Origin of the sequence: Methylophilus sp. 42, from assembly GCF_000384155.1 — a bacterium.
Classification (GTDB): domain Bacteria; phylum Pseudomonadota; class Gammaproteobacteria; order Burkholderiales; family Methylophilaceae; genus Methylophilus.
Genome location: NZ_KB913031.1, coordinates 2,596,457 through 2,618,636 on the forward strand (window position 1 = coordinate 2,596,457; position 22,180 = coordinate 2,618,636).

Annotated in this window: 22 protein-coding genes; 6 read left to right on the forward strand and 16 right to left on the reverse strand. The window is 51.0% G+C overall.

Translation table 11 applies throughout. The annotated features are described in order from the left end of the window. Window positions 1-52: 52 nt before the first annotated feature. The 6 genes from MET42_RS0112385 to MET42_RS0112410 all read right to left on the reverse strand — a co-directional run bounded on the left by MET42_RS0112385 (window position 53) and on the right by MET42_RS0112410 (window position 7,436). The gene (locus MET42_RS0112385; protein WP_019883362.1) at window positions 53-2,893 is read right to left on the reverse strand and encodes a diguanylate cyclase domain-containing protein; all 2,841 of its coding nucleotides are present in this window, start codon (window positions 2,891-2,893) and stop codon (window positions 53-55) included. Between the two features lie 240 nt (window positions 2,894-3,133). Then, a complete protein-coding gene (locus MET42_RS0112390; protein ID WP_019883363.1) occupies window positions 3,134-3,877 on the reverse strand; it encodes a UDP-2,3-diacylglucosamine diphosphatase in 744 nt (247 codons plus the stop codon). A gap of 3 nt (window positions 3,878-3,880) precedes the next feature. Further along, window positions 3,881-4,375, reverse strand: a complete 495-nt coding sequence (locus MET42_RS0112395) for a peptidylprolyl isomerase (protein ID WP_019883364.1) — start codon at window positions 4,373-4,375, stop codon at window positions 3,881-3,883. A 45-nt stretch (window positions 4,376-4,420) separates the two neighbouring features. Continuing rightward, the gene (locus MET42_RS0112400) at window positions 4,421-4,990 is read right to left on the reverse strand and encodes a peptidylprolyl isomerase (RefSeq protein ID WP_019883365.1); all 570 of its coding nucleotides are present in this window, start codon (window positions 4,988-4,990) and stop codon (window positions 4,421-4,423) included. Continuing rightward, window positions 4,990-6,237 (reverse strand): L,D-transpeptidase family protein, encoded by a 1,248-nt coding sequence (locus MET42_RS0112405; protein ID WP_019883367.1) that lies wholly within the window; start codon window positions 6,235-6,237, stop codon window positions 4,990-4,992. Before MET42_RS0112405 ends, MET42_RS0112400 begins: the two co-directional genes overlap by 1 nt. A 107-nt stretch (window positions 6,238-6,344) precedes the next feature. Next, window positions 6,345-7,436 (reverse strand): tetratricopeptide repeat protein, encoded by a 1,092-nt coding sequence (locus MET42_RS0112410; protein ID WP_019883368.1) that lies wholly within the window; start codon window positions 7,434-7,436, stop codon window positions 6,345-6,347. A 263-nt stretch (window positions 7,437-7,699) separates the two neighbouring features. Here MET42_RS0112410 and cysS point away from each other — a divergent pair, with 263 nt between their 5' ends. Both cysS and argJ read left to right on the forward strand, forming a co-directional pair. Next, on the forward strand, window positions 7,700-9,058 hold the full coding sequence (gene cysS / locus MET42_RS0112415; protein WP_029512439.1) for a cysteine--tRNA ligase: 1,359 nt from the start codon (window positions 7,700-7,702) through the stop codon (window positions 9,056-9,058). Window positions 9,059-9,101: 43 nt separating this feature from the next. After that, window positions 9,102-10,328 (forward strand): bifunctional glutamate N-acetyltransferase/amino-acid acetyltransferase ArgJ, encoded by a 1,227-nt coding sequence (gene argJ / locus MET42_RS0112420; protein ID WP_019883371.1) that lies wholly within the window; start codon window positions 9,102-9,104, stop codon window positions 10,326-10,328. A gap of 669 nt (window positions 10,329-10,997) precedes the next feature. Here argJ and arfB read toward each other — a convergent pair. After that, window positions 10,998-11,399 carry an alternative ribosome rescue aminoacyl-tRNA hydrolase ArfB gene (gene arfB, locus MET42_RS0112430; RefSeq protein WP_019883373.1) on the reverse strand — a complete coding sequence of 134 codons (402 nt, stop codon included), beginning with the start codon at window positions 11,397-11,399 and terminating at the stop codon, window positions 10,998-11,000. Further along, entirely contained in the window at window positions 11,396-13,348 is a 1,953-nt protein-coding gene (locus MET42_RS0112435) for an ATP-dependent DNA helicase (RefSeq protein ID WP_019883374.1), read from the reverse strand. Before MET42_RS0112435 ends, arfB begins: the two co-directional genes overlap by 4 nt. A 187-nt stretch (window positions 13,349-13,535) precedes the next feature. Here MET42_RS0112435 and MET42_RS0112440 point away from each other — a divergent pair, with 187 nt between their 5' ends. Then, a complete protein-coding gene (locus MET42_RS0112440) occupies window positions 13,536-14,090 on the forward strand; it encodes a C40 family peptidase (RefSeq protein WP_019883375.1) in 555 nt (184 codons plus the stop codon). Window positions 14,091-14,125: 35 nt separating this feature from the next. Here the strand turns inward: MET42_RS0112440 and MET42_RS0112445 are convergent, their stop codons facing one another. Next, window positions 14,126-14,422 (reverse strand): SelT/SelW/SelH family protein, encoded by a 297-nt coding sequence (locus tag MET42_RS0112445; protein WP_019883376.1) that lies wholly within the window; start codon window positions 14,420-14,422, stop codon window positions 14,126-14,128. Window positions 14,423-14,595: 173 nt separating this feature from the next. On the opposite strand from MET42_RS0112445, the gene MET42_RS0112450 reads away from it, so the two are divergent. From MET42_RS0112450 to MET42_RS0112460, 3 genes are read left to right on the forward strand one after another with little or no spacing between them, the layout of a single operon-like run. Beyond that, a complete protein-coding gene (locus tag MET42_RS0112450; RefSeq protein ID WP_019883378.1) occupies window positions 14,596-16,023 on the forward strand; it encodes a S41 family peptidase in 1,428 nt (475 codons plus the stop codon). 58 nt (window positions 16,024-16,081) lie between these two features. Further along, window positions 16,082-16,741, forward strand: a complete 660-nt coding sequence (coq7, locus tag MET42_RS0112455) for a 2-polyprenyl-3-methyl-6-methoxy-1,4-benzoquinone monooxygenase (RefSeq protein WP_019883380.1) — start codon at window positions 16,082-16,084, stop codon at window positions 16,739-16,741. A 25-nt stretch (window positions 16,742-16,766) separates the two neighbouring features. Further along, window positions 16,767-17,084 (forward strand): DUF2322 family protein, encoded by a 318-nt coding sequence (locus MET42_RS0112460; protein ID WP_019883382.1) that lies wholly within the window; start codon window positions 16,767-16,769, stop codon window positions 17,082-17,084. An 86-nt stretch (window positions 17,085-17,170) separates the two neighbouring features. Here the strand turns inward: MET42_RS0112460 and MET42_RS0112465 are convergent, their stop codons facing one another. From MET42_RS0112465 to MET42_RS0112495, 7 genes are all read right to left on the reverse strand, one after another. Beyond that, complete coding sequence (locus MET42_RS0112465) at window positions 17,171-17,575, reverse strand: VOC family protein (RefSeq protein WP_019883383.1); 405 nt, start codon at window positions 17,573-17,575, stop codon at window positions 17,171-17,173. Between the two features lie 21 nt (window positions 17,576-17,596). After that, window positions 17,597-18,022 carry an OsmC family protein gene (locus MET42_RS0112470; RefSeq protein WP_019883384.1) on the reverse strand — a complete coding sequence of 142 codons (426 nt, stop codon included), beginning with the start codon at window positions 18,020-18,022 and terminating at the stop codon, window positions 17,597-17,599. A 169-nt stretch (window positions 18,023-18,191) separates the two neighbouring features. Continuing rightward, entirely contained in the window at window positions 18,192-18,605 is a 414-nt protein-coding gene (locus MET42_RS0112475) for an FKBP-type peptidyl-prolyl cis-trans isomerase (protein ID WP_198289772.1), read from the reverse strand. Window positions 18,606-18,717: 112 nt separating this feature from the next. Further along, window positions 18,718-20,127, reverse strand: coding sequence for a D-alanyl-D-alanine carboxypeptidase/D-alanyl-D-alanine-endopeptidase (dacB, locus tag MET42_RS0112480; protein ID WP_019883386.1), 1,410 nt, complete (start codon window positions 20,125-20,127; stop codon window positions 18,718-18,720). Next, window positions 20,127-21,380 carry an adenosylmethionine--8-amino-7-oxononanoate transaminase gene (bioA, locus tag MET42_RS0112485; protein ID WP_019883387.1) on the reverse strand — a complete coding sequence of 418 codons (1,254 nt, stop codon included), beginning with the start codon at window positions 21,378-21,380 and terminating at the stop codon, window positions 20,127-20,129. Before bioA ends, dacB begins: the two co-directional genes overlap by 1 nt. Window positions 21,381-21,514: 134 nt before the next feature. After that, window positions 21,515-21,814, reverse strand: coding sequence for a type II toxin-antitoxin system RelE/ParE family toxin (locus MET42_RS0112490; protein WP_019883388.1), 300 nt, complete (start codon window positions 21,812-21,814; stop codon window positions 21,515-21,517). Further along, window positions 21,814-22,098: a CopG family ribbon-helix-helix protein gene (locus MET42_RS0112495; protein ID WP_019883389.1), complete on the reverse strand. Its 285-nt coding sequence runs from the start codon at window positions 22,096-22,098 to the stop codon at window positions 21,814-21,816. Before MET42_RS0112495 ends, MET42_RS0112490 begins: the two co-directional genes overlap by 1 nt. Between the last annotated feature and the right edge of the window lie 82 nt (window positions 22,099-22,180).

Here is a 22,180-nt window from a genome sequence, read left to right on the forward strand (position 1 = left end):
AAAAGCCCTGCATACAGGGCTTTTTTATTGCGCAGCGTATGAGCACGGGCTGTTATTCAGAATAGACGTGGTAGCCATTGCGCCCGGCGCCTTTGGCTTCATACATGGCGATATCGGCCTGCTTCATCCACTCAGTCACCGTGACCTGCGCCCCTGCGGCACAAACAGCCACCCCAACACTCACGCCAATATGAATACTGCGTTCATTCACTTGCACCGGCAATACAAAGCTATTCAGGATCTTTTGCGCTACATGCTCTGCATCGTCACGCTGCGTGAGTTCTGGCAGCAGCATCACGAACTCGTCCCCGCCCAGCCTGGACACCGTATCACTTTGCCGCAAACAGCCCTGCAGTCGCGTGGAGACCTCTTTTAAAATCACATCGCCTACATCATGGCCGAGCGTATCGTTAATCTGCTTGAAATGGTCAATATCCAGGAACAGCAAGGCCGCAGCCTGTTTCGCATGCGGCAAGCGTGCATGCACCTGATGCAACCTGCTGAGTAACATCCGACGATTGGGCAGGCCAGTCAGTGCATCAAAATAAGCTTCTTGTGTAACTTCGTCATACTGATGCTTACGTGCCGTAATATCTTCGATCTGGGCAATAAAATATTGCGGCGCATCCTCATCATCGCGAAAAATAGACACCGACAATTGCACCCACACCACGGCTTGATCGCGACGGATATAACGTTTTTCCATCTGATAGGCGTTTATTTTGCCATCTAGCAGTTGCTGCACATATTCCAGATCCTTAGCCAGATCATCGGCATGGGTGATTTCCTGGAATGTCGTCGCCACGAGGGCCTCGTTGGTATAACCTACAATATTGCACAAGGCCTGATTGACCTTGGTGAAGCGGCCGTTCAGCGACACAATTGCCATACCAATCGGCGCAAACTCCATAATCTCGCGGAAGCTTTTTTCACTGGCGCGTAACGCTGACTCTGTCTTTTTGCGGCTACTGATATCATCAAACACAACCACAGCACCGCAGACTTGTTGATCGCGAATAATCGGCACCGAGGTCACATCAATATGAATAGGCTGACCGTCCCGTCGCCAGAGCACTTCGTCCGAAGTTTTCACCGATTGCACACTACTCATGACATTACATAGCAAGCACTCGTGCTCGGCATAATGCGAGTGATCTGCCTTTTTATAATGGAACAGGGCATGCGCGCTTTTCCCCATCAAATCGCGCTTGCGCCAATTCAACAGGCGTAATGCCTCTGGATTGATAAACGTGATCAAGCCAGACATATCCGTCACATAGATACCCTCACCCAAAGTATCGGTGATCTCCTGGAACCTGGCGGCACTCTCCTTAAGCGCCAGGGTTTTTTCATTCACCTGCGCGACCACCCTGGCCGTATAGCCAGTACCCATCAACAAAATGGCCCCGACCAACCCGGTACAGAAGATACCCACCGCCAGCATGCTCCAGCTTTGCCAGCCTCGATGCTCGGCGTAATAACGGGCAGAGGGTGAGAGGTCTAGCCGGTAATGCTTGTCGCCAAACCTGAAGTCACGACTAAAGACAATATCAGACGATTGACCTGTTGTCGTGCCATAGACCACCGCCTGGCTTTCTTTTTCAACCAAACGTACATTCAGCAGTGATTGCGACTGGGAGAATAATGCGCCAAAAAAGTCTTTGGAAACCAGTACCGTTTGCACGACACCATCATAGCGGTGTCCGTGCACGGGATACATCAACAGCAGACCATCCTCGCGGCCAGAGCTGAGGTAGAGTTTGATTGGCGAAGTCACCACTGCCCGGTTTTGTTTAAATGCTTGCAAGATGGTGATTTTACGATTATCCAGCGAAGCCAAATCAAAACCGATCACGCGCTGCGACTGCACAGTGGCTGGCTCAATGTAGGTCAATGGAAAATAATAGGAGCGTGCCTTGGCACTCTGCCATCGGTTGCCTGCGTCTGGTTGCTTGATCTCAAACCCAGGGAACTCTAATTGCATCTCAGCGATAAAACTATCACGCTTGGCGTGACTCACCCTAGGCACCCACTCTAGCGCATAAATCATCGGGTATTTGTCCAGCGTCACTTTGACAAAATTGTGAAAATCCTGCTGACTCACATCGGACTGCTGATAGGTAAACAAGGCACTAATTTGCGCCAACACGGCCTCTTGCGACTCCAGCCGCACACGCAGTTGCTCGGATAATTGGCTGGCGAGGCTCTCAAACTCGATCAGCGACTCCTTGCGTTCCCATTTACTGGCCGTAATAAAAGCCAACACCAGCAAGGCAAACAATATCAGCATGGGTACTGCTACCGTGTGCAGGCGTTTTCGCCACAATCGCCGCGGTTGACCAAGAGCCACCAGCGTCAATGGCAACATCACCATCAGCCCCAGAAAATCGCCCACCCACCACGACAGCCAACTGGTTAAAACGCTATGCTGATCGACCAAGCCTAGCGTGAATAAACCGGCAACTGACAGGCTGGCACTAACCAGGCAAATCAGTGGCGCATAGAGCAAAAAGTAAATGACTTCTCTGGGCGCATCCAGTGTGGTGGGATAGGAAATCTTACGCCGCAGCCATGTGCCGCCGCATAATGCTTGTAGTGTGGAAGCGACTGCAATCAACAGTGCGACTGTCAGCCCGATCCGGCTGAAATGATGGCTGGCGCTGTAACCGACCCACAAGTTGAGTATCAACGATCCGCAAAAAATCGCAGGCAGTACGCGCTGCCCAACAATAAAGGTCACCGCAATCGCGATACCAGCGGGCGGAAACATGGCGGAGGCATACCCTGGGGGGACGGCCAGCATCAAGCCCAGCTTGCCGGTGATGATGTAGATCAACACCAAGGCCAGACTAAAAAGAATGCGTTCGCGGTGAGTGGAAAGTCCTGGCAGCATTAAAAACAATTTCCAAACCAAAAACGATTTTCAAACATGAGGCAGAATCTAAAAACGGCTAACACTTACAGTACAAAACCAGTGGCATAAATTGATCATTGAAAAGCAATATCTGCCATCCAGTGACAAGCTTAACACCCCGGTTCGACCCGTCATAACAGGAATTAAATCCCTAAATTGCGCTTTTTCTGCCCTATTGCCACACAAGCCATTTGAGCTCGGCTAAATCAATGGCAAAAACTAAGTCAGCAGCAAGGTATATGACTGTAAGCCATGCTGATCCCAACATGCGCACACGGCGTGATCATGCCAGTCACCCAGCACCATACGTTCGCAGGCATGGCCATCAATCTCCAGCCGATGGCGGCCAGGTCTATGCGTATGACCATGTAATAACACGTCCGGGTAATCATATTCACGCAGCAAGGCGGCCACCGCTTCTGGATTCACATCCATGATATCCATGCCATACTTGCTTTTATTTTGTGTACTTTGCTGACGTGCCTGTTCGGCAAAGGCCAGTCGGGCGGGGAGCGGCTGTGCGAGAAAAGCCTGCTGCCATTGCGGTGTGCGTACCTGGCTGCGGAACTGCTGGTAAGCCACATCGTCGGTACACAAGGCATCACCATGGCTCAAAAGAATGCGTGTTTCGCCTAATGTCAGCAAGGTTGGATCAGGCAACAATTGCAAGCCACTGGCTTGCGCAAAACCTTGGCCAATTAAGAAATCACGGTTGCCATGCATAAAGTATAACTTCACGCCCTGGTCCGAGATCGCACGTAACGCTTGCACAATTGGCGCAAACTCCGCGCCGTGCTGCGGGTCAGCGAGAATATCATCGCCCACCCACACTTCAACAAAATCACCGAGGATATACAGCGCTTCAGCCGTCGTAACTTCCGTCCGCAGCCAATGCAAAAAAGCCTGCGTTACCGCAGGCCTTTGCGCACATAAGTGCAGATCAGAAATGATCCATGTGGTCATGCCTTAGGCAACCACAACGGCTTTTTCAATGATCACTGGTTCCACTGGCACATCCTGGTGGCCAGCGCGATTGGTCGTTGGTACGGCTTTGATCTTGTCGATCACGTCCATGCCTTCAACCACTTTACCGAAGACACAGTAACCCCAACCCTGGCTGGTCGGTGCAGTAAAGTTGAGGAAGTCGTTATCTTTCACGTTGATAAAGAATTGTGCAGACGCTGAGTCCGGCACCATGGTACGCGCCATGGCCAAGGTGTATTTGTCGTTAGACAAGCCATTGTCAGCCTCGTTTTTGATGGTTGCGTCGGTCGCTTTTTGCTTCATGTTGGTGTCAAAACCGCCACCCTGGATCATGAAGTCGTTAATCACGCGATGAAAAATCACGCCATCATAAAACCCTTTTTCAACGTAGCTCAAAAAGTTAGCCACGGTAATCGGGGCTTTTTCTGCGTTGAGTTCAATCGTAATATCGCCAAAATTGGTAGTCAGTTTGACCAAAATATTCTCCGTTTATTGAGGATGATGATAGTTATTTACTAACCGTTACTTGCTAGTCACTATCGTTGCACGTTTAATGATGACCGACCGAATCGGCACATCGGAAAAGCCGCGTTGGTTGCCAGTAGGCAAATTGCTGATTTTAAACACCACGTCCATACCAGACACCACTTTACCAAACACACAGTAACCGATTCTGTCTGGTTCTGGACTGCTGTAATCCAGAAACTGGTTGTCAGCGACATTGACAAAAAATTGCGCAGTGGCTGAGTTAGGATCTTGCGTACGCGCCATGGCGATGGTGCCGGTCTGATTGACCAGGCCATTACCGGCTTCATTGATAACCGGTGCGCGGGTTGGTTTTTCTGTCAGCTCGCGATCAAAGCCACCGCCCTGGATCATGAAACGGCCAATCACACGGTGAAAAATGGTATTGGTATAAAAACCGTCTTTCACATATTGCAAAAAGTTTTCCACCGTTTTAGGCGCTTTGTCCGCATACACCTCAACCGCAAAATTACCCTGATTGGTTTCAAACAGTACTTGCGTTGCCGCATTTGCCACACCCACTGCGGCCAACAAGCAACACCCTAATATCCAAGACAACACACGCATCACGCTGATCCTTCGTACAAAATTTTCCATTCACCATTCTCCTGCACCCAGTATTGTCGTTTTTTCATGACATTACGTAATGCAGCGCTCACATATTCCTGCTCAAAATCTACGACCACCATGTTGCGCTTGGAGTTCGGATAAGTGAACATGCTCACCTCAGACAAGTTGACGCTCACCTTGGGCTTAGCCGCCTGAATCTGGCGCTTGTAACTCGTCCATCTGGACAAATCACCTTCAGAATAGAAGAAGTCGCTGGTGTAATGAGACAGGTAAGCATCGGTATTTTGCGAAGCCCAGTCTTTACGCCACTGTTCGATCGCAGATTTAAGATCTGCTTTGTGACGGTCCTGATGACGCACAGAATCTGGATTCACCCACTGAAAATTGACACCAATCACGACCGGCGTATTGCCTGCCTGCAACACTTCTTGCAACGCTTTCATGTCCGGGTTAGACAACACCACACAACCATCACTGGCGCGTGGCGGACGGCTGTAAGTATCCCTGGGCGTGCCATGTATCCAGATACCGGAACCGGTTTTGCGCTCGTAACTGTCAATCTCGTTTGGATAATTGAGCGGATACGCTGCATCGCCATACAAGTCCGGCAAGGGGCGATTAAGTTTACGCGAGGCAAAATAAACGCCTATTGGCGTACGCTTGTCACCCTGGTCTTTTTTGCCGATACCGTTTTTACCGATAGTGACATAATAATCAGCGACATAGCGCAACACATCGCCCTGCCCCTTTTCATAGACATACAGGCGTGAGCGCGCGGTATCGACAAACAGGACGTGGCTTTGCTTTTCTGACAACTCCACCAGCATATTGGGCTGGGTCAAGCCACGGTTACGGTCAAAATAATTGCGGATACGGATTTCAGCTTCTTCTTTGAAATCCTGAATGCGGGTGACATCTGCCGTATTAGCATCACCAAAATTATTTAAAATCCTGGCTTTGGCAGAAAGCAAATCGCCATGAATCAGATGGGCAAGGGCAAAGTTGGGAGAGATCGTCAGCAACTGGTCAACATAATCCAGCGCCTGTTGCAAACGGCCTTCTTTAATCGATTGCAGAGTTTGCACCAACATGCGCTCAACCGCATTGGTGTTTTTATTTTGGACGAACAAACGCGCAGTTAACGCTTCATGGTTAACCGCGGTTGCATTCCAAGGCAATAACGCAGCACTGACAAACGCAATATAGCAGTACTTTCTTAAACTCCTCATACCGATATTATACATTTGTTTAATTAAAATCTTGCGCGCTTAACCAGCCAAATTCGCCCCTTATTTAGCGATTTTAAAGGCGCGCCGTCGAACAGCGCATGCTTATTTAGCTTAGAACAACTTTAGAACTTACCGACGCGCTCTTGCTGAATTAACCAGCGACCGCCCTCTTTCACTAGATTCAGTGTTTTGTTCGAGTTTGCATCCAGACCAGTGGCTTTATAGGCCTGACGGAAGGTCACTTTGGCTGCACTATCACTCTCGATTTTGACTGCCAGATTACTCAGCTTGACTGAAATCTTGCTTGGGCGGCTGACGCGATCACGACGGGTAGACTCCCACTGCTTGCGTGATTCACCTGCTGGTGTTTTAAAGTCTTTGGCGTAGCTATCCAGATACTTGTCTACATTTTGTGCTGCCCACGCATCTGCCCAGGCATTCACAGCATCCAGCACAACACGCTCCTGGTGATCAGTGGCTGGCTTTGCTTCCACAGGCTTGGATTCAACCACCGCTGGTTTTTTGGCCTCAGCGACCACAGGTGGCGTAACCGTTGGCGGTGTCGATGGCTGCGCTGCTGAAGGTGGCGCAGCAGGCGGATTCACTGACGCTGTATTGGCGGGCGGCGTGACTACAGGTGCTGCTGCTGGCGGTACAGTCGCTGTAGTACGCGCCACAGTACGCTTGCCACCAAACAAATCGGTAATCATGGCCAGCTTGCTTTGCGCACGACTATTGGAGGTATCTAGCTTCAACGCCTTGTCGTAAGCTTCTGAGGCCAGGCGCGCATAAATATCGCCCAGATTCTCATGCGCAGTGGCGTAGCTAGGATGCGTTTTGATCGCAGATTCCAGCGCTTTTCTGGCTTTATCATACTGACCTTGATCCGCATACAGCACGGCCAGATTGTTATAAGGCTCAGGCAAGTTAGGGTATTTTTCAGTGAGTTCGGTAAATGACTTGATCGCCTCATCGCGCTTACCCAGTTCTACCAGAATCACGCCACGCATAAACATGGCTTCAGCGTTTTTAGGGTTGGCAGACAGATAATTATTCACACGCTCCAAAGCGGCCGCCTGGTTGCCCTGCTCGGACAGCTGGTTAATTTCACGCAGTTCCACATTGGTTTGGCCCGCCAAAACAGAATGAGACAAGGCGACCTGACTTAAAAGGACAGCCAATACCAGCAAAGATTTTTTTAATGTTGCGTTCATGAGTTTATTACCTGAGCAATCGTTGATTTTTAGCAGTATGTTATACTTGGATTGTACAAGAGACAGTGCGTATTTAGGTGATTATTACACGATGATTCAGCACCAATTTGTGTCCTGCGTGGTTTACCTGACAACAAACAATCAAGCAATGGCAACCCTCGCCGACGCAAAAACAACAAGCACCACACGTGTTAACATAAATTAAACACTACAATATTTCTGCTAATTTTATCACGCCTTCATCCTTTTTACATTTCGTTAGCATGTTAAAACTACACAACACCCTCTCCCGCAGCAAACAAGTCTTCCAGCCCATCACAGAAAAAACCGTCAGCATGTACGTTTGCGGCATGACCGTATATGACTTTTGCCATCTGGGCCACGCACGCGTCATGGTGGTGTTTGACATGGTGGCACGCTGGTTTCGCACCAGCGGCTATAAAGTGACTTACGTGCGCAACATCACCGATATTGACGACAAAATCATCAAACGTGCCAATGAAAACAACGAAAGCATCCAAAGCCTGACGCAGCGTTTTATTACCGCAATGGATGAAGACTCGGCCAAACTCGGCATTATCCGCCCCGACATTGAGCCACGCGCCACCGAGCACGTGCAAGGCATGCTGGACATGATCAGCCAGCTCATAGAAAAAGGCTTTGCCTACCAGGCCAGCAATGGCGATGTGTTTTATAAAGTGCGTAGCTTTAACGACTACGGCAAACTCTCTGGCAAGTCACTCGAAGACCTGCGTGCAGGTGAGCGTGTCGATGTCGACACCTTCAAGCAAGACCCGCTGGACTTTGTACTATGGAAATCGGTGAAACCGGGCGAACCTTACTGGGAATCGCCATGGGGCAATGGCCGCCCAGGCTGGCATATTGAATGCTCAGTCATGAGCGCGGCGCACCTTGGCGCACACTTTGATATCCATGGCGGCGGCCAGGACTTGCAGTTCCCGCACCACGAAAACGAAATCGCCCAATCCGAAGCCACCCATGACTGCACCATGGCCAACTACTGGATGCACAACGGTTTTATCCGCGTCGATGACGAAAAAATGTCCAAGTCACTGGGCAACTTCTTCACCATCCGTGAAGTACTGGAAAAATACGACCCGGAAGTCGTGCGCTTCTTCATTCTGCGCGCACATTACCGCAGCCCGCTCAACTACTCCGACAAACACCTGGACGACGCCAAAGCCTCTTTGACCCGCCTGTATACCGCATTGCGTGGCATAGACGCTGCTGACAGCGCCATAGACTGGGATCAGCCACAGGCCGCCAAATTCAAAGCCGCCATGGACGACGACTTCAATACACCAGAAGCCATCGCAGTCTTATTTGAACTCGCCAACGACTTAAACAAAGACAAATCCGCCGCCACTGCCGCATTATTGAAACAATTAGCTGCGATTATCGGCCTGTTGCAACGTGACCCGGAAAGCTTTATGCAAGGCGAAAGCGACGGCACGCTCGACGTCGAAAGCCTGATCGCAGCGCGCATTGCTGCCAAAACAGCAAAAAACTACGCTGAAGCTGACCGTATCCGCAAAGAGCTGGCCGATGCCGGTATTATTCTGGAAGATACCCCACAAGGCACGACCTGGCGTCGCGCCTAATTGCGTAAAAACATTATTCTTTTGAAACATTGAAGGAACACGGATGCCCGTCAAACTATCTGCCCCTGCTGCCGGAACATTACTGCCTGTCAAAGGCGTACAACTGGGTTTTGCCCAGGCGCATATTCGCAAACCCAACCGCAAAGATGTGCTGATCATCACCGTGCCTGAGGGCAGTAGTGTCTCTGGCGTGTTTACGCTTAACCGCTTTTGTGCGGCACCCGTGACGGTCTGCAAACAGCATTTGCAGCATAACAAAGGCATCCGCGCCCTGCTGGTGAACACCGGCTGCGCAAACGCGGGCACCGGCCAGCAAGGCCTGGATGACGCACGCGCCAGCTGTATCGGCGTCGCACAGGCACTCAACATCAGCCCAGAACAAGTATTGCCCTTCTCCACCGGCGTGATTCTGGAAACCCTGCCAATGGAAAGACTGCTGGCAGGCATCGCCCCGGCTGTCGACAACTTGCAAGAAAACAACTGGTTAAATGCCGCAGAAGCGATTATGACCACCGACATTGTGGCCAAAGGTACTTCACGTCAATTAGTCATTGACGGCAAAGCAGTCACAATTACCGGCATCAGCAAAGGTTCCGGCATGATCCACCCCAATATGGCCACCATGCTGGGGTATATCGCCACCGATGCCGCCATTAGCCAGCCCGCACTCGACAGCATCATCCAGCACGCTGTGAATAAATCATTTAACTGCATCACAGTGGATGGCGACACCAGCACCAACGACAGCCTGATCCTGATGGCCACCGGCCAGGCAGGCAACGCAGTCATCAGCGAGCAAAGCGCTGATTTTGTAGCCTTGCGTGATGCGCTGACCGAAGTCGCAACAGAACTGGCACAAGCCATTGTGCGCGACGGTGAAGGCGCCACCAAGTTTATGACTATCCAGGTTGAAGCGGGTAAAAATGAAGAAGAATGCCGCAAAGTCGCTTACGCCATCGCCCACTCGCCGCTGATTAAAACCGCCTTTTTCGCCTCAGATCCAAATCTGGGCCGCATCTTGGCCGCAATTGGCTACGCGGGCATTGATGACCTGGACGTGAACACCATGCAGCTATATCTGGGTGATGTATTGGTCGCCGAAAAAGGCGGTCGTGCAGCGAGCTATGCTGAAGAACAAGGCGCAGCCGTGATGAAGGAAAGTGATATTCTGGTACGCGTGGTGTTGAATCGTGGCGATGCAGATGCCACGGTGTGGACCTGCGACTTTTCTTATGATTATGTGAAGATTAATGCGGATTACAGATCGTAATACGCAGGGATGAACATGTTTTGAGTTCATCAAATGTACGAAGAAGCCACCTTAACGCTTAGCCAGTTTTGGTGGCTTTTTTATTTCGCCTTGATGGCGAGTTACTTTTTTTGCTTGCCCCAAAAAAGTAACCAAAAAGAGGGCACCCAGCCATCACGGCCTCCGGCTTCCTTGCGTTGCTCGACAAAACAAGCGGTAACGAAACTCGCCCTAGCAGCTTGCACACGACGCAAGCTGCCGCGGTGCTCAAACAGTCGCTCCCTCTACTCTTATTTTGTCTCCGCTACTCAGCGTGATGGGATGGGATTTGTCTCATCTAACTTGCATTGGTTTAGTTCGGACGATTCAAAAACCAGATTCTTTTGTTAAACCTTCTAAACGATGGCGCTCATTTGGTGTTCGGGGTCCCCATCTGCCGCGCCGAGCAACGCAGGGTTGGCGGGAGTCTTCGGCCATCGGCTGCCCGAGCTCCGCAACAAGCCACGTTCTGTGTGGCTTGTCAGGGCGAGCTTCGATGGACGCCCGGCAATCCGAGTAGCGCAAGGAAACAGCGGAAGCTGGGGTGCACTTTCTTTTGGTTACTTGTTCTTTGTGCAAGCAAAGAAAAGTAACTCGCCGAGAAGGCGAAAAGCAGCCTTACCAATAAGCGTAGAAAGAATGACCTTATTATCAATCATCCCCAACAACCCTACCCCGCCCCTGCTTCACCACCCCACGTTGGATCTTGCCCGCTACCCGCCGTTTTTTAGATGCCAGCGTCGGCCGTGTCGCATAGCGCACCGCATGCACATGGCTAGCCGCACGTACAACCTCATGCAACCGTGCAATCGCATCCCGTTTATTGGCCTCTTGCGTACGGTATTGCTGGGCTTTGATCACCAGCACACCTTCCGCCGTGATGCGTTGGTCTGTGCTATGCAACAACCGTGCTTTAATCACTTCACTCAGGCTAGAGCTGTGAATATCAAAGCGCAGATGGATGGCTGAAGAGACTTTATTGACGTTTTGACCACCCGCCCCTTGTGCACGTATGGCGCTGAGTGTGTACTCGTGGGCGGCGATCGTGATCATGCTTGCAGGGCGTTGTTGATGTAAGTAAAAAAGTCATCCACTTCTTGCTGCACGCGTGTGCGCCTGAAGGGTGGCAGGCTTTGCCAGATACGGCGCCCGTAAGGTTTATCGACCAGGCGCGGATCGCAAATCATCAGCACACCGAAATCCTGCTCATCGCGAATCAGGCGCCCGGCACCTTGCTTGAGCGTGATCACGGCATAAGGTAGCTGATACTCCATAAAGGCATTTTTGCCTTCGGCGTTCATTTTTTCGATACGCGCCGAGAGTACCGGGTCATCCGGTGGTGCAAACGGCAATTTGTCGATGATGACGCATGACAGCGCTTCACCGCGCACATCGACGCCTTCCCAGAAGCTTTGCGAGCCGACCAGCACGGCGTTGCCGTGGGCACGGAACCTATCCAGCAACTCGGTACGGTTACTCTCGCCTTGCATGAGCAAAGGATAATCCAGGCCATGCTCTTCAAATGCCTGTTTAAGCAGCGCATGCACTTCGCGCATGGCTTTGAGCGAGGTGCATAACACAAAGGCACGACCGCGGCTGGCTTGCAATACTGGCAAACTCATGGCCGCTACTGCCGCCGTGTACGCGCTGCTGTTGGGCTCAGGCATGCCGGAGGGCACGTAGAGCAAGGCCTGCTGGCCATAATCAAACGGGCTTTGCCAATGTTTGGTCTGTGCCGCCAGCAAGCCCATCTGGCCTTGGTAGTGGGTAAAATCACTTTTCACCGCCAGCGTCGCAGAAGTAAAAATCCAGGCGCGCGGCTGCGCGTTGAGTTGTTTGCCAAAACCATCGGCCACACTCAATGGCGTCGCGTGTAATTGCACACTTTGGCTAAATACCTCGACCCAGCGCACCAGGTTAGCATGATTACCTTTTAACCAAGCCTCAAGCAAGGCCAGCAAGGCTTCACCACGCTGCCAGCATTTCTCGAGCAAAGGATCGCGGCCTGCCTGCGTTTCAAGCACAGCAGTCAAGGCACTCAACGTCTCCAGTAAGCGCTGGTAGGCGGCGTCAAAGTTCTTTAATGATTGCGCTTTCTGCACCGGCATGCGCGCACCTTCAAACTGGAATACCAACCTGAAATCACGGCAGGCTTTTTCCAGTGGCGGCACCGCCTCACTCAGCGGCACGCAGTCTTTGGCCAGCGTCAGGTAAGCCATCTGGCTATCACGCGCCAGGTCCATCAATTGTGAGGTGGAAATATCTTCGCCAAAAAACAGGCCGGCGACTTCTGGCAATTGGTGCGCTTCGTCAAACACCACAGTATTGGCGCTGGGCAGCAACTCGGCGACACCTTCATCACGCAGCATGACATCAGCAAAAAACAGGTGGTGATTGACTACCACCACATCGGCAGCGAGGGCTTGCTTGCGCGCCTCCATCACAAAACATTGTTTGTAAAACTGGCAATCCTGGCCGACGCAGTTATCACGTGTCGAGGTGACTTGTTGCCACACCGTGGCTTGCTCGGGCACTTCAACCAGTTCGGCTTTATCGCCACTTGTACTGTTCTCGGCAAAGCTTTGCAGGATGGGAATGTATTGCGCATCTTCGCGCGATTGAAAGCGGCCTTCCTGGCTGGCGCGTTGCAAGTGATAATGGCAGATATAGTTGGCGCGGCCTTTAAGCATGGCCACCGTCACTGGCACTTTCAGTGCTTCGCGCACTGCGGGCAGGTCGCGTTGATACAACTGGTCTTGCAAGGTTTTGGTGCCGGTAGAAATAATCACCTTACCACCAGACAATAAGGCAGGTACCAGGTAAGCATACGTTTTACCGGTACCTGTACCCGCTTCGGCCACTAATTGCTGTTGTTGTTCAATGGCTTCAGCAATTGCTTGTGCCATTTCCTGCTGTTGCGGACGGCTGCGGAAATCAGGCATGGCTTGCGCCAAACACCCATTCTCTAAAAACGCGGAACTGACCTGTTGCTGTAAAGACATACGCTAATTATCCCACGAGCCAGAATAAATCAGACAAGCATTTTTCAAGAAATACATCGGTTAAAAGCAGTCACAACAACAGTAAAAAGGCTAAAAAACTTGCGCATGCTGTTAAAGTATGGCAAGGTTTAGGCCGTAGTCACTTCTGTGTCGCCAAAAACCCTCTTATTCCAAGCCCTTGATTGTGATGAATAAATCATTTATTCGGCTGGCTGCTTTACTGGTCAGCGTGCTGTTATGCCAATGCAAAAGTGTCGCCGCGCCCGGCGATGATAAGCGCTGGCAAAACGCTTACAGCTACTCGCAAGAGCAAGTGATGGAAAGCCAGTCCGGCATTGCTGGCTCCTGGTCAGAAAAAGTGGAAGAAATCATGATTCGCGCGCTGAGCCTGACGGGCGTTGACTATAAATATGGCGGCCGCAGCCCGGAAACCGGCTTTGATTGCAGTGGTTTTGTACAATATGTATTTAAACATGCTGCCCAGATTTCCCTGCCACCCTCGGCACGCACCATTAGCGAAATGGGCAATACCGTCAAACGCGAAGAGTTACAGCCCGGCGACCTGGTATTTTTCAACACTTTGAAATCGGCGTTTTCGCATGTCGGCATCTACGTCGGCAATAATCAGTTTATTCACGCCCCGAGAGCAGGTGCCAAGGTGCGTATCGAAAACATGGACGAACGCTACTGGAGCACACGCTATAACGGCGCCAAGCGCATGGAAGTAGAAGCGTCAAAATAACGCTTCTTTGCACAGCACGCGTTTATCCCCTGTTTTTACTCGCCTGCGCCCTTCACTGGCGTATCACTATGCCCCAGCGAGCGCTCCGGATCGATGAGGTCGCGGATTAATTGCTTCAATTCTTTAGCCTCGGGAAAACGCCCGACTTCTTTGCGGGAAAAAATCACAGCGCCATCACAGCGCACTTCAAGAATACCGCCGGTCCCCGGCACCAGGCTCACTGACTTTAAATCGGTATCAAACGTCGTCAACAACTCCTGCGCCAGCCAGGCGGCGCGTAACAACCAACGGCACTGTGTACAAAACTCAATTTCTACGATAGGCTTTTGCATATTTCACTCTAAACATTTATTTGCGTGAAGAGTATAGTCAATTTTATTGAAATAGCGGAAAATGAACTTAACAGCGTTCTGTCCACTCTCTGCAAACAGGCTGTCATCAACAGATGCAACTTGACTCTTATTAAAGTAATATTCTTCGCTTAATTGATCACACAAGGCATGGTATGCGTTCCAAATTAGAAAAATTCAGCTTGCTGGGTGCAGGCGTGTTTGTAGGTATCCTGGTGAGTATCAACATTTCCGCCTGGGCAGACAGAACCTCCGTGTCGCAACTGCCTATCGATGAGTTGCGTGTATTTGCCGAAGTGTTCGCTAAAGTTAAATCTGACTACGTTGAACCGGTAGAAGACAAAAAACTGATCAACGAGGCATTGTCCGGCATGCTGCAAGGCCTGGACCCGCACTCTACGTTTATGGATGCCGATGCTTACAAAGAACTGCAGGCAGGCACACAAGGTGAGTTTGGTGGCCTGGGCATTGAAGTCGCCATGGAAGACGGCCTGGTCAAAGTAGTGACACCGATTGAAGATAGCCCTGCTTACAAAGCAGGCCTGAAGTCTGGTGACCTGATCATGAAACTGGATGACACCCAGGTGCGTGGCTTGACGCTGAACGATGCTGTAAAACGCATGCGCGGTACGCCAGACACTAAAATCGTGTTGACGGTGATTCGCAAAGGCGAGGACAAACCACTCACTTTCACCTTGACCCGCGCCATTATCAAATCACAAAGCGTGAAAAACAAATGGATTGAACAAGGCTATGGCTATGTCCGCATCACACAGTTTCAGGAACGCACCGGTGAAGACCTGGCCAAAGCGCTGAAAAGCTTGCAGACTGAAAACAAAACGCCACTGAAAGGCCTGGTACTCGACCTGCGTAACAACCCTGGTGGTTTGCTGGATGCAGCCGTTGGTGTATCGGCCGCATTTTTACCTAAAGATGACCTGGTCGTTTACACAGAAGGACGTGTAGTCGATTCCAAAATGCGCCTGAATGCAACGCCGATGGATTACGCACGTCGCGGCAAATCAGATTACCTGAAAGACTTGCCTGAAGAGTTCAAGTCTGTGCCTATCGTGGTGCTGATTAACGCTGGTTCTGCTTCTGCATCTGAAATTGTGGCCGGTGCCTTGCAAGACCATAAGCGCGCCACCATCATGGGTATCCAGAGCTTTGGTAAGGGTTCAGTACAAACCATTCTGCCGATGAATAACGGCAGCGCCATCAAACTGACGACAGCACGTTACTTTACCCCTAACGGCCGTTCGATTCAGGCCAAGGGCATTGTGCCGGATATCACGGTAGATGACGGTTCTGATCCAAGCCTGAGCTTGCATGAAGCCGACCTGAAACGTCACCTGTCTAACCCGACCGATGCCAAAGGCAATGTGGACAGCAAAGCAGCAGATGAAGCAAAATCTCGTGCAGCCGCTGAAAAGCTGAAAGAAGAGAAGCATGCTGAAACACGCGGCCCGATTGAACCAGCCAGCAAAGATGACTTCCAGTTCACGCAAGCCATGAACTTGTTAAAAGGCTTGCCGGTTCAGAAGTCGCAAGAACCTGCTAAAGTAAGCACAGCCAAACCATGATGCCTGTTCTGCTTACCAGCCAGGCTTGGTAAGCAGACGCCACTCTAAGGAAGCGTACATGTTGACTTTACCACCATTGAGCCTACCTCCACTAAGCTTGGATAAAGCCATTCATGTGCTGGACATGGGCCTGCGCACGGTGTTTAGCCCGGCCATTGCCAGTCGACCTTATCCGGCAGCCGACATCGGCGCTGACTCGGCACTCACGGAGAGTGAACGCAAACATGCGGCAGCACTGATGCGCATCAATCATGTCGGTGAAGTCTGTGCACAAGCGCTGTATAGCGGCCAGGCACTGGTGTCGCGTGACCCAGCCAATGTGGAAGCCTTGAAACAAGCCTCACGGGATGAAGTCGACCATTTGGCCTGGTGTGAGCAGCGCATGCAGGAGTTGGGTGGCCGCAAGAGCCTGTTGAACCCCCTGTGGTTTGGCGCCAGCTTTGGCCTGGGAATTACGGCAGGCCTGCTGGGAGACAAATGGAACCTGGGCTTTTTGGCAGAAACTGAACATCAGGTCTCAACACATTTGCAGAGCCATTTGCAGGAACTGCCCGCACAAGATCATGCTTCGCGCGCCATTGTCGCTCAGATGAAAGAAGACGAAGAGCACCACGCGCAAACAGCCGAACAATTGGGCGGTGCCGCCTTACCTGCCCCGGTCAAGCTGGCGATGCGCTTGGCCTCAAAAGTGATGACCCGCACGGCGTATCACTTGTAAGATTTGTAGTAACCTAGAGTCAACCATGCAAAAATTTAGTGACAACCTCCTCACACTGGACAATGCCGATCACGTGAAACGCATTGAACTGTATGATGAAAACAACCAGCCAGTTGGTGTGCTTGAAAACAAGCCAGGCACCCAGGGCTCCATCAAGGTCTATCATCACTTGTTCAAGGTGTTTGGTGAGATCAATACCGATGCAGCGGTAGAAGGCCTGGCGCTTTACGCCGAGCACACAGAGGACGCCGAAGACCACCCGGGCAAACACCCGAATATTGATCGCCTGCTCAATGTGCTGGATAAAGAGCAAACGCTTTCAATCAAGCTTGTGACCGAATAAGCCCGCACAAGCAGCCATAAAAAAGCCTCCAATCGTTGGAGGCTTTTTTACTATCTGGCAAGGTCAATGTGCCGACACACCAGACATCATGCACTTTGCAAATGGCGCGTAATCGGCGGGTGATAAATAAACTCCAGCAAATGCCCTACACTGTCCAGGCAATAAAACCCGCGCGAACCATCGCGATGACTTTTTGGCACCTCGGTAATCCGCACCCCATTGGCGACCATATGCGCATACCAGTCATCCACGGCCTGCGCATCTGTCAGCACGAAGCCGATATGATCCAGGCGCTGTAATGGGTCTGCTTTGTAATCTACGCGATGCAAGGCAAACACATCGCCATGATTGCTTAAATAAATATTGTCCGGATCAGGCTGCCACTCAATGTGCATACCGACAATCCGCGTATAAAAATCAATCGCAGACTCAAGCTCTTTGATAAACAAGGCCACATGGCGGATGCCTACCATGCCTTTAGGAATGCTCATGCAATGCTCCGTTAATCAAGCTCACTCAAAGCTGGGCGCTTTGATTTCATAACCGTGCGTAATCTCACACGCTTTTTGCAGCATGATGCTGGCTGAGCAATACTTCTCAGCAGACAGTTTCACTGCACGCTCCACCTGTGACTCATTCAAACCTTCACCGGTCACCACAAAATGCACGTGAATTTTGGTGAATACCTTAGGCACCGTGTCAGCACGTTCCGCCTGAATCTCGGCTACACAATCGACAATCGGCTGACGGGACTTTTTCAAGATGGTCACCACATCAAACGAAGTACACGCGCCCATGCCTATCAGCAACATTTCCATTGGGCGCATACCAATATTGCGGCCGCCATTTTCAGGCGCGCCGTCTAATACCACGGCATGACCCGTTTCGGATTCACCGACAAAACTGACACCATCTATCCATTTCACTTGGACTTGCATTTAGACTCTCATTTCACAAGTATAAAAACGTACCCGACAACGGGAAAAATTTTCAGTTTCTAAGCCAGACTAGGCGCAAGTTCAAAAAAAGATCGCGCGGCATACATCACGTATGTAAGCGAGATTTTTTGAGCTTGCAACAACGTATGGCGACGAAACTAGAAATTTTTTATTTCACGCCCAGTAGTTCAACATCAAACACCAAGGCCGCATTCGGTGGAATCACGCCACCTGCACCACGTGCGCCATAGCCCATGTCAGAAGGAATAATCAGCGTACGCTTGCCTCCCACTTTCATGCCTTGCACACCGACATCCCAACCCTCGATGACCTGGCTGCCACCTAAAAAGAAATTGAATGGCGAATTACGGTCCAGGCTGCTGTCGAATTTTTGGCCTTTGTGGTCTTCTTTGCTGGCGTCGTACAGCCAGCCGGTGTAATGCACGGTGACGTTAAAGCCGACTTCAGCTTCGCGACCTGAACCGACCACCGTATCAATTTTTTGTAATTCAGTCACATTGGCAGACATTTGTGCAGATTCCTTCGTATTTGACGAGTTAGATTGCGCTTGGCAACCTGTCATGGCCAGCAGCAATACGCTGAGACCGATTAGTTTGATTGCAGATTTCACTTGTTTACTCCCAGAAAACGACCATTATTTTACGCGTTTTTAACGTCAAATTATCAGACACAGGCTAACGGCCTTCAATCAATTGTTTAAGCAAGGCATCCTGCACCGTGCGGACTGCAGAAGCACGCGCGTGATTGGCAATCACCACCAGCACATAACGTTTACCAGCCATATCCTGCACATACCCCGCAATGCTGCTCACCCCCTCCAGCGAGCCAGTTTTGAGGTAAGCCATGCCTTTGCTACTCCCCTCTGCCAAGCGCTTTTTGGTAGTGCCGTCCATGCCGAGTATGGGCATAGATGCCATAAGTACCGGCATCAGCGGGCGCTGGTAGGCTGTGACGAGCAACTGTGCCAAATGTTCCGCACTGATACGCTCATTGCGCGATAAGCCGGAACCATTTTCCAGCACCAGCTCAGGGAACTGCAAGCCACGCTGACGCAAGACCTGTTTAAGCGCCAATGCCGCACCTGCCTCATCTGCTGGAGTAAATCCAGCCTCTTGCCCGATGGTCAGCAGCAACTGGCGCGCCATCACATTATTGCTCCACTTATTGATATCGCGCACCACGCTATCCAAAGGTGGAGATAACCAGGTCGTCACCAGTGTATTGGCGTCCGTCGCTGGCGCCAGCACTAACTGGCCGTTGAACTGCCCACCCAATTGCGCCCACAATTTTTTAAAGCTGAAAAATACATATTGCGTGTCGCTAAGCACGCTTAGCTCCAGGTAGCGCTCATCGCACTGGTCAGGCAAGGTACCACTAAACGCCACCGTCACGCCATCCGCTTGCGGCGTGATGCTGTAATGCAAGTCGCCACGCCAATCGTTACACGCCCCTTTGCGAGTCTGCATGGTATTAATCACACGGATTTGCGGCAACTCGAATTCTTGCGAGATTTGCACTGCGGGCTTATTGCCTGCATTTGCCACAGAAAAACGGAAACTGGTGTTGCGGCCATTGAGCAACAAGGCGCTCGGATTAGCGTTATAGGCACGCCAGGGCTCGTCGTCCAGCACGGGCCGCTGGCTGACTTCTGGCGCATACACGGACAAGTCCAGAATGAGATTGCCTTTGACCTGACGGATGCCTTGCTGCTGCACTTGTTGCAACAGGCGCCAAAACTCAGTGATATTCAATGCGGGGTCGCCATAGCCCTTGATGATTAAATCACCATCGAGCACGCCCTGATTCAGTGTGCCATTGCGATAAACCTCTGTTTTCCAGCGGTAAGCGGGCGTGAGTGCTTCAAGTGCTGCATATGTGGTGACCAGCTTCATCACGCTGGCCGGATTCATGGCTTTGGCGGCATTATGGCTGATGATAGGCCCGCCGCCATCCACAGGCTGCACCACGACTGCCACGCTATCAGCAGGCAATTGTGCTTTGTTTAACGCCTCTTGCAAGTTGGTTGGTAACACAGCGCGGGCCACGGTCACCCAGCAACCACACAATATCAGCAGCCAGCGCATTACAAGCTCTCCACGATGGCGGCTCGCGTTGTTTGTACCAGATGCGCAATATCGGCTGCGGTCAGACAATAGGGCGGCATCCAGTACACCGTGTTGCCTATCGGCCTTAACAGCAAGCCATGCTTCAAGGCAGTGGCATAGCAGTCACGGGCAAATTGCTGGTTCCGGGTATCCACTTCAAATGCAGTAATCATGCCGCGTTGCCGCACATGCCCCAGCGGCAAATCATATCCTGTGGCCGCCGACCATAATTGCTGCGCAGTGTGCTGGTTATCACCAAGTACATCACGCGTTTCAAACAGTTTCAAGGTTGCCAATGCGGCAGCACACGCCAAGGGATTGCCGGTGTAGCTATGACTATGCAAAAAACCTTTTACTGTCTGGTCATGATAAAAGGCCTGATAAACCTTATCGGTCGTCAGCACCACCGACAGCGGCAAATAACCGCCGGTAATACCTTTTGAAAGGCAGATAAAATCCGCAATATCACTCACGCGCTCACCCGCTTGCTCACATGCAAACAAAGTGCCGGTGCGGCCAAAACCGACGGCGATTTCATCAGCGATGATATGCACCTGGTAACAGCTGCAAATTTCACGCGCCCGCTGCAAATACACCGGGTGATACATTGCCATGCCCGCAGCACCTTGTACCAGCGGCTCAATAATAAACGCGGCTAATTCGGCATGATGCTCAGCCACATACGTTTCCAGAGCCTCGGCACAACGTAAAGCGTAAGCCTCGTCTGATTCACCTGATTCAGCCAAACGACTATCCGGACTCGGCATTTGCGCCGATTGTAGAATCAATGGCGCATAGGTATCTTTAAAAATCGCTACATCAGTGACACTAAGCGCCCCTAATGTTTCGCCGTGATAACTGTTTTGCAGGCTGATAAATTTGGTTTTTTGCGGCTGCCCAATATTGCGCCAATAATGAAAACTCATTTTGAGCGCAATCTCGGTAGCACTGGCGCCGTCTGAGCCATAAAACGCGTGGCCCAAGCCTGTTAACGCGGCAAGTTTTTCTGACAACTCAACGACGGGCGCATGTGTAAACCCGGCCAGCATCACGTGCTCCAACTGATCAAGCTGCGCTTTGATCGCATCTTTAATCACCGGCTGGTTATGCCCAAACAGATTCACCCACCAGCTACTCACCGCATCCAGATAAGCTTTGCCTTCGCTATCGAACAGCCATGCACCTTCGCCGCGGGCAATAGGCACCAGCGGGTAACGTTCGTGGTGTTTCATTTGCGTGCAAGGATGCCAGACGGCTTGCAGGGAGCGAGACAGAAGAAGTTGATTTGATAAAGGCTGGCTATTATTTTTCAAGAGCGTTGAGTTCCATGACTTGAGCGGCAGTAGGTAACACCATGTGCATGCGACTAATGGTAATCATTTTCCCGCTGGTGTTTGATCGCAAGAATGAGTACTTTATGTTCCAGCCTGTCGTAATGGTAGCTGGCCACATATCCAGTCCTTCCGTGAGAAATCACTAGCTCTCTCAATGCAAGTCCGACTAAGCGACCGGCCAACGGGTGGTCTGCAAGCATTGCTATCGCACTTTTGATAATTTCAAATACGTCCAAGGCCGCTTCTGGATCTTTTTCAAACAGAAAAAGACTTAATCTGAGAAGGTCACTTTGTGACTCTAACGAGTATTCAAGTGTGGCTTTAGCAACCATTATTTCTTATCTCTTACCGGGATAAGCGCTGGCAGTGGTTCACCCTTGAGCTTTGCATAGATGTAAGCATGCACATCCTCTGCAGCGTAAGAAATACCAGTTTCTTTGTAATGTTTGAGCGAAGCTTCTGCACGCGCCAAAAATGCTTGATCTTCTTCGATGCGCTGAGCCTCCGTCGCGATCGCATCCACCATGAATGCATGCGCACTTTTGCCACTCGCTTCTGCAAGTTTCGCCACGCGCTCTTTAAGTTCTTCCGAAAGCTTTAAACTGGTTGTAGCCATTGCAGGGCCTTTCATATACAAAAGTGTTACCAAGGTAACACCTCAACCTTTACCTGTCAAACGCCGCTTTGTGATATAGTTC